Consider the following 10,458-nt stretch of genomic DNA (forward strand, 5'->3'; position numbering starts at 1 on the left):
ACGCATGAGCGCCCGCTCCCCGAAAGCGCCGCGCGCGGCGTCCAGCACGCGCGTACGCGGCCTCGTGATCGCCGCGCATGGTCGTCACTACCTGGTAGCGCCGGAAGACGGCAGTGCCATGCTGCAATGCTTCCCGCGCGGCAAGCGCAGCGAAGTGGCAGTCGGCGACCAGGTGATCTACGAACCGACCTCGGCCGACCAGGGTGTGATAGTAGAAATCGGCGAGCGGCGCAATTTGCTATACCGCTCCGACCAGTACAAATCGAAGCTCTTCGCGGCGAACCTCGACCAGTTGCTGATCGTGCTCGCCACCGAGCCGCATTTCAGCGAGGACCTGCTCGGCCGCGCGCTGGTCGCCGCCGAAGCGAACGAACTCAAGCCGCTGATCGTCTTGAACAAGACTGACGTCGAGGCAGCGTTGCCTGGCGCGCGAGAGCGTCTCGCGCGCTATACGGCGCTCGGCTATACGGTCGTTGAACTATCGATCAAGACCCAACCGGAAGCCGCCCGCGCCGCGCTCGACGACCACCTGCGAGGCCATTCGACGCTGCTGCTCGGCCAGTCGGGCATGGGCAAATCGACACTGGTCAATCTGGTGGTGCCGAACGCGGAAGTGGCGACTCGTGAGATTTCGACCGCGCTCAATAGCGGCCGGCATACGACGACTTTCACCCGCCTCTACCCGCTACCGGACGGCGGCGCACTGATCGATTCGCCGGGCTTCCAGGAGTTCGGACTGCACCATCTCACCGAAGGCCGGCTCGAGCGCGCGTTTCCCGAATTCCGGCCGTTGCTGCCGAATTGCCGCTTCTATAACTGCCATCACCTTCAGGAGCCCGGATGTGCGATTCTCGAAGCGGTGGCGGACGGACGCATAACGCCGGCTCGGCACGCGCTCTATGCACAACTCGTGCATGAGGCGAGTCAGGTCGTGCGTTGAACCCGCCTCACCCACCCGCAACCGGCTTCCCCCATGATGAAACTGATGCGCGCACCGAATCTGCTGATCGGCCAGCATTGGGTCAACGTGCTTGCGACGTCCGGCATTCCGTGCGAGTTGCATAATCGTTACCTCAACGGCGCGCTCGGCGAGATTCCAGCGGATCAATGCGCGCCAGAGCTTTGGCTCGTCGACGAACGCGACGAAGTCATCGCGCGGCGGCTCATCGACGCAGCCGCGCATGGGCCGGCTCCCGGCACACCATCGTGGCGCTGCGCTCAATGCGGCGAAACGCTCGAGGCGCAGTTCACGGTCTGCTGGCAATGCGGGACCGCGCGTAACCCGCTCGACGGGTGAAGAGTCTTATTGCTGATGCGGTGGGATCCGGGTGGGCGCTGTAGTCACGCGGCGCTCGGAGCCTGCTCGGGTCTTAAGTGGCCACGGGCTCAAGGGCTCAGGGCTCAGGGCTCAGGGCTCAGGGCTCAGGGCTCAGGGCTCAGGGCTCAGGAAGTTTAGGAGCTGGCAGGCTCAAGGGGCCTACAGCCTCAAAACAATTGAGGCCCGGGTCGCCGGCCTCAATCAGCAAGGATGCTCGATAAACGGCGAGCGTGCTAATGCGATCAGTACACGCACATCAGGCGAGCCACACCGCGATCGTCAGCATCAACAGCAGGATCATCCATAGAATCACCGCGCGCCACACTAGCCCGACTGCAGATTGCAACGTCCGCGGCGTGCAATCGTCGCCCACCTGCATCGGGCCGCCGTCCCCGGTAGCCAGAGCGTCGAGGCTCGACGGCTCCGCCAATGGGCCACTCAAGCGCGCGCCCAAGGCGCCGCTGCCCGCCGCGAGCAGCACACCGTCGTTAGCGTCGGGCCACTGGCGCGCATGGTTGCGCCATGCATAAATCGCGTCCTCAAAATTGCCGACAATCGCAAAGCCCAGCGACGTCAACCGCGCCGGCACCCAGTCGATCACGAAGAACGCTCGCTGCGCAAAGCTCGAGAACGCGACGGTTCGGTCATCCGTTGGGCGCGACCAGGCGCGCGCCAGATGCTCGGCAATGCGATACAACACTGCGCCCGCGGGGCCGATAGGCACGAGGAACCAGAAGAACACGCCAAACACATGCCGATGCGAAGCCACGACCGCGTGAATCAACGTATGCCTGACGATCTCGCTGACCGGCATGTCCACCGTCTCGAGACCGGTCCATTCGTTGAGGATTTCCCTTGCTCGCGGCACATCGTCGCTATTGAGCGCAAGGTGGATGTCAGTGAAATAGTGGCTGAACTGGCGAAAGCCGAGCGTGAAATACACGACCACCACGTTCCACAGGAACGCCAGCACGAAATTGATGTGATAGAGGACGTAGTAGACAAGCGCGACCGCCAGCGTCCACGGCAACACCACCACCAGCCATGCAAGCACGCCATGTCTGGGCTTGCCGGCGTCGAACCCCAGTGCCGCCGACTCCGCATGATATTGAAGCAACGCAGACACCGGATTGTTCGGCGACAGCGCGCGCATCTGTTCAATGATCAGAGCCAGCAATACGGAGAAAAAAGTCATGCGATGCGCCGTGCTATTCGAGTTTTTACGTTAGTTTTATAACGATAGCACAGGGTCGGATGCCACTGAGCGCAGTGAAGGTTGCAAAGCTGCGACACGCGGGCCGACACCCATTGCGTCTGCATGCTCATGCTGCAAGAAAACGATAAAAATTGCGTAACATGCCGGCCGTTGCGCCCCAGATGAAGTAATCGCCCGCGGCGTCACCACGCGGATAAGGCATCGCAAAGAAACGACGCTCGCCGCCTTCCCAGCGGAACACGCGGACCTCATGACGCGCGGGATCCATCAGAAAGCTCAGCGGCACTTCGAACACTTCAGCCACCTCGAGCGAATCAGCCTCGATGGTAAATGGGGGATGGACAAGCCCCACGACGGGTGTCACGCAAAACCCCGTGGCGGTCAGGTAATCCGGCAGCGAACCGAGTACCTCGACGCGGCCGGGGTCGAGCCCGACCTCTTCCTGCGCCTCACGCAGCGCCGTGGCTGTCGAATCGGCATCGAAAGGTTCGTGACGCCCACCCGGGAAACTCACTTGACCGGCATGGTCGTTGAGATGGTCTGCACGTTGGGTCAGCAGTACTGTGATTCCTTCTTCACGCACGACAAGCGGCACGAGCACTGCCGCAACACGCGGGTCGCCGAACTCTTTCCAGCGCGCGTCACCGGGCTCTGCCGTCCATGACAAAAGCTGCTTGAAGCGGGCGCGCAAGCCGTCCGGCGTCAGACGCTCGGGGGCAACCGGTGGCAGATGGTCGCCGGTCGATTCGACAGGCAGGGTTTCGGGCTGATGGACAGGACGGGTCAACGGGAGTCTCTGGACGAGCTTATGCGGAACATGCCGCTATTTTGACCCAACAAACAAAAAAGCACCCGCGAAGGGTGCTTTTTCTTACAGCTTTTACGCTTGGGAAGCAGCGCGGTCTTTCGAGACCAGCTTTTCCTTGATCCGGGCCGACTTGCCCGAACGGTCGCGCAGGTAATACAGCTTCGCACGACGCACATCACCGCGACGCTTCACGACGATGCTTGCGAGCAGCGGCGAGTACGTCTGGAACGTACGCTCGACGCCTTCGCCCGACGAAATCTTGCGGACGATGAACGACGAATTCAGACCACGGTTACGCTTGGCGATCACGACGCCTTCGTAAGCCTGAACACGCTTACGCGTACCTTCAACCACATTCACGCTGACGATCACCGTATCGCCGGGGGCGAATTCGGGGATGGTCTTCTCGCCGAGGGCGCGCGCGATTTCTTCCTGCTCGAGTTTTGCAATCAGATTCATCACTGACTCCTATGTCCATCTTGTCGGCGTTCGTACCTGCTTCGCGCAGCGTTTGTTTGCGCTCAGCTACGGCCCCGATAGAGGATGGGTTCACATCAGGCGCCGTACACGCATGTGCGGCGCCGCCTATTCGCTAGTGACACCGGGGCTCTACGCCTTCGGTGCTTCCTTCGCGAGACTTGCAAGCCATGCCTCATCGGCACGACTCAACATCTTGTGCTTTCTGGCCTTTTCGATCAGATCAGGCCGCTTGTTCGACGTGTTGCGCAGCGCTTCGCGCCGACGCCACAACTCGATTTCCGCATGATGGCCGCCAAGCAGCACATCGGGCACACGCACACCTTCGTATTCCTCGGGGCGAGTGTAATGCGGACAATCTAGCAGCACGTCGACAAAACTGTCCTGAACGGCCGATTGCGAATCGTTCAGCACGCCAGGCAACTGACGCACCACGGCATCCATCAAGGCCATGGCAGGCAGCTCACCGCCCGACAGCACAAAGTCGCCGAGGCTCACTTCTTCGTCGACGCAACGATCGAGCAGACGTTGGTCGATCGCCTCATAGCGCCCGCACAACATGATCAACCCGGGTTCTGCAGCAAACTGCATCACTCGGTCGTGATTGAGCGTCGCACCTTGCGGGGACATCATCACGACGCGTGAGCCAGCAATACCCTGCTCTGCCTGCGCGGCTTTTGCCGCGCCGATCGCATCTTCCAGCGGCCTGCCCAGCATGACCATGCCAGGACCGCCGCCATATGGGCGATCGTCGATGGTGCGGTAGTTGTCCGTGGTGAAATCACGGGGATTCCACGTCCGCAAGCCATACCGCTCCTGCTTCGCCGCGCGGCTGGTGATACCCCAGTCCGTCAGCGCACGAAACATCTCCGGAAAGAGCGTGACGACATCAAACTGCATCGCTCTCTCCCGTTATCGAGCTCGTTTAATAGTCGGCTTCCCAGTCGACGATGATCTGCTTCGCCGCCTGATCCACCGTTTTGACAAATACACCGACGAACGGGATCAAACGTTCGCCTGTGACCGGCTTGCCATCTTTGCCGGTAGCCGGATATTCGATGCGCAACACTGAGTGCGCACCGTTGTCGATCATGTCGACCACCTTGCCGAGGGCGACCCCAGCAACGTTCACGACATCCAGGCCGAGCAGGTCGACCCAGTAAAATTCATCGTCTTCGAGTGCCGGGAAATCGCTGCGGCAGATGTACACCCGCGTGCCCCGCAGCGCGAGCGCCGCCTCGCGGTCAGCCGTGCCGCCCAGATGGGCAACGATGCTGTCGCTGTGTATCTTTGCCTGCAACGCCGGTGCCGAACTGCGCTCGCGGCCCTTCATGAGCCACCAGCGCTTTGCGCTCAGTAACGCGTCGCCGCCTCGCCCGGCATCCGCATGCGCGGCCACCTTGACCCAGCCTTTGAGGCCGTAGGCGTCGACGACAGCGCCAACTTCGACCGCGTCGTCCGGCCAACTCTCGGCCGTCTCAGCGCGCATCGCGGCAACGCTGGAATCGGCACCTTGAGCGTCGGCCTTCGGCTTCGTACTTTCGACCGGCTTGCGGACGAATGCACCGAACGCCGCCTGAGCGCGCGGAGCCGCCTTGGCGCGACCTGAACTGCCGGAATCACGCTCAGACATGAGAAAACCTCAAGGCGAACTTCGCTGCCAACTTGAACGTCTGCTGGTTATGCAAAACCCGTGCATCGCGCTCGCGCGAAAGACCGCGTGAACTGCGCAGACCGCCGATGATGCACGCGCTAGCGACCATTAAGCAGCCGGTTGCGCCTTTTGCGCTTCCTTCACCAGACGCTCGACCGTCGGCGAGAGTTGCGCGCCAACGCCTTGCCAATACGTCAGGCGATCTTGAGCGATACGCAGTGCTTCACCCTTCGTTGCTACCGGGTTGTAGAAGCCAACGCGTTCGATAAAGCGGCCGTCACGACGGTTACGCGAATCAGTTGCGACGATGTTGTAAAACGGGCGCTTCTTGGAGCCGCCACGAGCCAAGCGGATGATGACCATTACTAGAATCCTTGAAAACCGGGGTTCGGAACGACTGAAACATGCGATTATAGCCGGAAACTGAAGCCATAACAAACACTTACCGGGATAAACTGGCGGGCACGGTTGCGCCGGCCATACAGTCCGGGCGGCCGGAGCCCTTCAGAGCGCAGGAATAACCCGACGGCAGGCCCATGAAACCGGCCCTGCTTACTCTGGTTCGAACCCTGTTCATACCCTGCCTGCTGGGCAGTGTCGCCGCCCGATAAGCGAATACCCGATGAATGACGCATGCCGCGTCTTGGTCCAGCGGACGTCTCTCGGCAAACACCAAAACCACAACCGACGCCCTGCACGGACAAATTCCACCCATCAGCGTGAAAGGTGACCGGCCGCCCAAGCGGAGCGTAGAATGCGCGTCGTTCTATGCGCACCCTGCGCCGACCCTCGACCGCTTGCCACTCAACATTCGCCCCCATGTCCAGCCGCGTCTCGCAATCCCCACGCTTCAGGTCAAAGACTGTCACCGCCGCACTCGCATTCTTCCTGGGAAGCCTCGGCGCACATCGCTTCTATCTGTATGGCAAGCGCGACATATACGGCTGGGCTCACGTGATCTTCACGCTGCTCGGTGTTCCCGGCGTCCTGCTGCTGGTGGCGAGCGAACGCGCATCGACGCTCGGCTGGATACTGGCGGTTCCCGGCGCCGTCTCACTCTTCGCCGCCTTCCTCGCTGCCATCGTCTACGGCCTGAGGCCGGACGAAAAATGGGACGCGCAATTTAACGCGCAGACGCAGCAGCGCAGCCGTTCTGGCTGGACGGTGATTTTCGTGGTGATCTTTTCACTGTTCATCGGCGCAATGTTGCTCATGTCCGGTCTCGCCCTGTCATTCCAGACGTATTTCGAATCGCAAGTTCAGGCAGCCAAGGCGCTATCTCAATAGCACTGGCAACGGGCAACTGGCACTGGCGAGCAGCAGCGCCAGACACCCAGACACCCAGACACCCAGACACCCAGACACCCAAAATGACGCAACTCGCCTAAAACAGGTTCAATTGCGGATCATCGCGACCAGGCCGCGTCGGCTCGACACGCTTGAACATCGACATATCCAGAATGCCGCGCTCCCGCTCGTTCAGGCCGAGCCGCCGCGCTGCCTGATAAAAGCGCTGCCTGAGCAAATCGGCCCACAGACCCTCGCCTTTCATCCGGCTGGCAAAATGCGCGTCGTAATCCTTGCCACCGCGCATATCCCGCACACGACTCATCACGCGATCCGCACGATCCGGAAAATGCGCAGCAAGCCAGGCCTTGAATAGCGGCGCAACTTCCCAAGGTAGCCGCAGCACGATATAGCTAGCGTTGCTCGCCCCCGCTTCGGCACATGCCTCCAACACCCGCTCCATGTCCGGCTCCGTAACGAACGGGATCACCGGAGCGATGCTCACGCCAACCGGTATGCCCGCCTCGGCCAAAGTGCGGATCGTGCGCAACCGGCGCGCCGGCGTCGCCGCGCGCGGCTCCAGCGTGCGCGCTATTTCGGCGTCGAGCGTCGTAATCGTGATCGCCGCCATGAACTGGCCACGTGCTGCCATGGGCGCAAGCAAATCCAGGTCGCGTTCGATCAACGACGATTTCGTAATGGCCGCAAACGGATGCTCGCGCTCGCTCAGTACTTCGATGACCCGCCGCGTCAAGCGCATTTCGCGCTCGGTCGGTTGCCAGGCGTCTGTATTGACGCCTAATGCGATCGGCTCGGGCACGTAGGATTTCTTCGACAACTCCCGTTCGAGCAATTCGGGCGCATTGACCTTCGCGTAGATGCGGCTTTCGAAATCGAGCCCGGGGGACAAGCCCAGATAGCTATGCGTGGGCCGCGCGAAGCAATAGATGCAACCGTGCTCGCAACCGCGATACGGGTTCAATGAAACGTTGAACGGAATATCAGGCGACGCATTGCGGGTCAGAATAGTCTTGGCGTGTTCTTCAAACACCTGGGTACGCAACTTGACCGGGCCGCCTTCTTCGTCCTCGTGGACCATCCAGCCATCATCGACCGCTTCCCGCTGATCGACTTCATAGCGGCCTTGCAGGTTCGTCACCGCGCCGCGCCCCTTGCGGGGCGCGGGCGGAGCGATCGGATATTCGGCGGCGGAATCGGTCACGGCAAAGGCAAACGGAAGCAGGAGACTCAAACAGAAACGGCTCAAAACATACTGTACAAATATACAGTGTTTAAGCCGTTTGTCGAGCCCTCTCTTCATCTCATCGCACCGTGATCACTCCCCGACTGCGATCGTCAGCGTTTCCTTGATCTCCTCCATGACGACGTAGCTCTTCGACTGCACAGCGCCCGGCAGTTGCAAAAGGATGTCGCCCAGTAGCTTCCGATAATCGGCCATCTCGCCGATACGCGCCTTGATCAGATAGTCGAAGTCGCCCGACACCAGATGACATTCGAGCACCTCAGGAATCTTCTGCACTTCGCGGCGAAACTGGTCGAACATGTTGCCGCTCTTGTGGTCGAGCGTGATCTCGACAAACACCAGCAGCGCCGCACCCAGTTCCGACGGATTGACACGCGCGTGGTAGCCGGTAATGACGCCATCGCGCTCCATGCGCTTAACCCGCTCGATGCAAGGCGTGACCGACAGGCCCACCTGCTCCGCGAGGTCTTTCATCGCCATCCGGCCGTCCTGCTGCAACAGCTTGAGGATCTTGTGATCAAGCTTGTCGAGCGCCCGCACAGGTTGACGTTGAGTACGCATAGTCTTTTTACTGAAAATCCAAAAAATACGATAACAAAACCTACCTGACACTCAATAGTATAGCGGTTAACACTGGGTCAAAAGCGTATCACCTCATGAATCGAACGAATTCAATCAGGTGAGGCGGCAAGCGATACGTCAAGCCCCAAAGAAATCTTTTCGGAGCAGCTATGCGAGTCGTCGTTTTGGGCAGTGGTGTCGTTGGCGTAACGAGCGCCTACTATCTGGCGCGAGCGGGTCACGAAGTGACCGTGATCGATCGTGAGGCCGGCCCGGCGCTCGAGACCAGCTTTGCCAATGCCGGCCAGATTTCGCCGGGTTATGCGTCGCCGTGGGCAGCGCCGGGCGTGCCGCTAAAGGCCGTCAAGTGGATGTTCCAGAAGCACGCGCCGCTCGCGATTCGCCTCGACGGTACGCAATTCCAGTTGCAATGGATGTGGCAGATGCTGCAGAACTGCACCGCGGATCGCTACGCCGTCAATAAAGGCCGCATGGTGCGTCTCGCCGAATACAGCCGTGATTGCATGCAGGCGCTGCGCGCCGATACCGGTATCCAGTACGAAGGCCGAACGGGCGGCACGCTGCAGGTATTTCGTACGCAGCAGCAATTCGATGGGGCCGCTAAGGATATCGCTGTCCTCAAGGACGCCAACGTGCCCTTTGAACTCCTGTCGGCTAACGAAGTGGCGCGCGCTGAGCCAGCGCTTGCTGCCACGTCGCACAAACTGACCGGTGGTCTGCGCCTACCCGGCGACGAAACAGGCGATTGCCAGATCTTCACCACCCGGCTCGCTGCACTGGCCGAAACCTTGGGCGTGAAATTCCGCTACAACACGCCGATCGACGCGCTCACCATGGCGAACGGCCGAATTTCCGGCGTGAAATGCGGCGATGAACTCGTCCGTGCGGATGCCTTCGTGGCAGCGCTGGGCTCGTATTCGACGAAATTCCTGTCGGGCATCGTCAAGATTCCGGTGTATCCGCTTAAGGGCTATTCGATCACGGCGCCTATCGTCAACGAGGCGGCCGCACCGGTCTCGACCGTGCTCGACGAGACCTACAAGATCGCGATCACGCGTTTCGATGACCGTATCCGCGTGGGTGGCATGGCCGAGATCGTCGGCTTCGACAAATCGCTACGTCAGGCGCGTCGTGAAACGCTGGAAATGTGCGTGAACGACCTCTTCCCTGGCGGCGGCGATACCACCAAGGCTAGCTTCTGGACCGGCCTGCGGCCGATGACCCCGGACGGCACGCCGATCGTCGGCCGCACGCCCGTGTCGAACCTGTTCCTCAACACGGGCCATGGCACGCTTGGCTGGACGATGTCGTGTGGTTCGGGTCAACTGCTCGCCGATCTGATTTCGGGCAAGCAGCCCGCTATTCAATCAGGCGATCTGTCAGTGCACCGGTATCTCGGTGAGACCCACGGCGAGGGTCGTCCGGCCTACGCCTGACTCTGTCGAATTACATCCCGTGAGGCCGCTCATCGCGAGCGGCATCCAACGCAACACAAAATACAAACGGCGCCTGACGAGGCGCCGTTTGTCACTGCGCGTGACTCGAAAAAGGGGCGCCGGACTTGATGGTCCATGCGCCCCTTCGTTTGCTGCCAGATGCCTTTTACCGCGCTATCCAATTCAGCCGAGTTCGCTCACCAGCTCCGGCACGAGCGTGAACAGATCACCCACCAGCCCGTAATCGGCAACCGAGAAAATCGGCGCTTCCGGGTCCTTGTTGATCGCCACGATCACCTTCGAGTCCTTCATGCCGGCCAGATGCTGGATCGCACCCGAGATACCCACCGCCACGTAAAGTTGTGGCGCGACGATCTTGCCCGTCTGGCCCACCTGATAGTCGTTGGGCACGAAGC

At 60.8% G+C, this 10,458-nt stretch carries 13 protein-coding genes; 4 read left to right on the plus strand and 9 right to left on the minus strand.

Annotated elements, in window-relative coordinates; genetic code table 11:
- The first annotated feature begins 4 nt into the window (after positions 1 to 4).
- Both rsgA and WCA85_RS27860 read left to right on the plus strand, forming a co-directional pair.
- Positions 5 to 940 (plus strand): ribosome small subunit-dependent GTPase A, encoded by a 936-nt coding sequence (rsgA, locus tag WCA85_RS27855; protein ID WP_424068100.1) that lies wholly within the window; start codon positions 5 to 7, stop codon positions 938 to 940.
- Between the two features lie 36 nt (positions 941 to 976).
- Complete coding sequence (locus WCA85_RS27860) at positions 977 to 1,297, plus strand: putative signal transducing protein (RefSeq protein ID WP_424068101.1); 321 nt, start codon at positions 977 to 979, stop codon at positions 1,295 to 1,297.
- Positions 1,298 to 1,574: 277 nt separating this feature from the next.
- On the opposite strand, the gene WCA85_RS27865 is transcribed toward WCA85_RS27860, so the two are convergent.
- From WCA85_RS27865 to rpsP, 6 genes are all read right to left on the minus strand, one after another.
- Positions 1,575 to 2,513: a CobD/CbiB family protein gene (locus tag WCA85_RS27865; RefSeq protein WP_424068092.1), complete on the minus strand. Its 939-nt coding sequence runs from the start codon at positions 2,511 to 2,513 to the stop codon at positions 1,575 to 1,577.
- 127 nt (positions 2,514 to 2,640) lie between these two features.
- Positions 2,641 to 3,321, minus strand: a complete 681-nt coding sequence (locus tag WCA85_RS27870; protein ID WP_424068093.1) for a CoA pyrophosphatase — start codon at positions 3,319 to 3,321, stop codon at positions 2,641 to 2,643.
- A gap of 93 nt (positions 3,322 to 3,414) precedes the next feature.
- Positions 3,415 to 3,801 (minus strand): 50S ribosomal protein L19, encoded by a 387-nt coding sequence (rplS, locus tag WCA85_RS27875; protein WP_020069334.1) that lies wholly within the window; start codon positions 3,799 to 3,801, stop codon positions 3,415 to 3,417.
- Positions 3,802 to 3,951: 150 nt separating this feature from the next.
- Positions 3,952 to 4,719: a tRNA (guanosine(37)-N1)-methyltransferase TrmD gene (gene trmD / locus WCA85_RS27880; RefSeq protein ID WP_424068094.1), complete on the minus strand. Its 768-nt coding sequence runs from the start codon at positions 4,717 to 4,719 to the stop codon at positions 3,952 to 3,954.
- A gap of 25 nt (positions 4,720 to 4,744) precedes the next feature.
- Positions 4,745 to 5,452 (minus strand): ribosome maturation factor RimM, encoded by a 708-nt coding sequence (gene rimM / locus WCA85_RS27885; RefSeq protein ID WP_424068095.1) that lies wholly within the window; start codon positions 5,450 to 5,452, stop codon positions 4,745 to 4,747.
- Positions 5,453 to 5,581: 129 nt separating this feature from the next.
- On the minus strand, positions 5,582 to 5,836 hold the full coding sequence (gene rpsP, locus WCA85_RS27890) for a 30S ribosomal protein S16 (RefSeq protein WP_025600315.1): 255 nt from the start codon (positions 5,834 to 5,836) through the stop codon (positions 5,582 to 5,584).
- 456 nt (positions 5,837 to 6,292) lie between these two features.
- Between rpsP and WCA85_RS27895 the strand changes: the two genes are divergently transcribed.
- Positions 6,293 to 6,760, plus strand: coding sequence for a TM2 domain-containing protein (locus tag WCA85_RS27895; RefSeq protein ID WP_424068096.1), 468 nt, complete (start codon positions 6,293 to 6,295; stop codon positions 6,758 to 6,760).
- Positions 6,761 to 6,857: 97 nt separating this feature from the next.
- Here the strand turns inward: WCA85_RS27895 and WCA85_RS27900 are convergent, their stop codons facing one another.
- Positions 6,858 to 8,003 (minus strand): PA0069 family radical SAM protein, encoded by a 1,146-nt coding sequence (locus WCA85_RS27900; protein ID WP_424068102.1) that lies wholly within the window; start codon positions 8,001 to 8,003, stop codon positions 6,858 to 6,860.
- A gap of 93 nt (positions 8,004 to 8,096) precedes the next feature.
- Positions 8,097 to 8,585 (minus strand): Lrp/AsnC ligand binding domain-containing protein, encoded by a 489-nt coding sequence (locus WCA85_RS27905; protein ID WP_424068097.1) that lies wholly within the window; start codon positions 8,583 to 8,585, stop codon positions 8,097 to 8,099.
- Positions 8,586 to 8,755: 170 nt separating this feature from the next.
- Between WCA85_RS27905 and WCA85_RS27910 the strand changes: the two genes are divergently transcribed.
- A complete protein-coding gene (locus WCA85_RS27910) occupies positions 8,756 to 10,042 on the plus strand; it encodes a D-amino acid dehydrogenase (RefSeq protein WP_424068098.1) in 1,287 nt (428 codons plus the stop codon).
- Positions 10,043 to 10,225: 183 nt separating this feature from the next.
- Here WCA85_RS27910 and WCA85_RS27915 read toward each other — a convergent pair.
- Positions 10,226 to 10,458, minus strand: a 233-nt coding sequence (locus WCA85_RS27915; protein ID WP_424068099.1) for an electron transfer flavoprotein subunit alpha/FixB family protein, incomplete at its 5' end; no start/stop codon positions are given.

Origin of the sequence: Paraburkholderia sp. (assembly GCF_049581445.1) — a bacterium.
Taxonomy (GTDB): domain Bacteria; phylum Pseudomonadota; class Gammaproteobacteria; order Burkholderiales; family Burkholderiaceae; genus Paraburkholderia.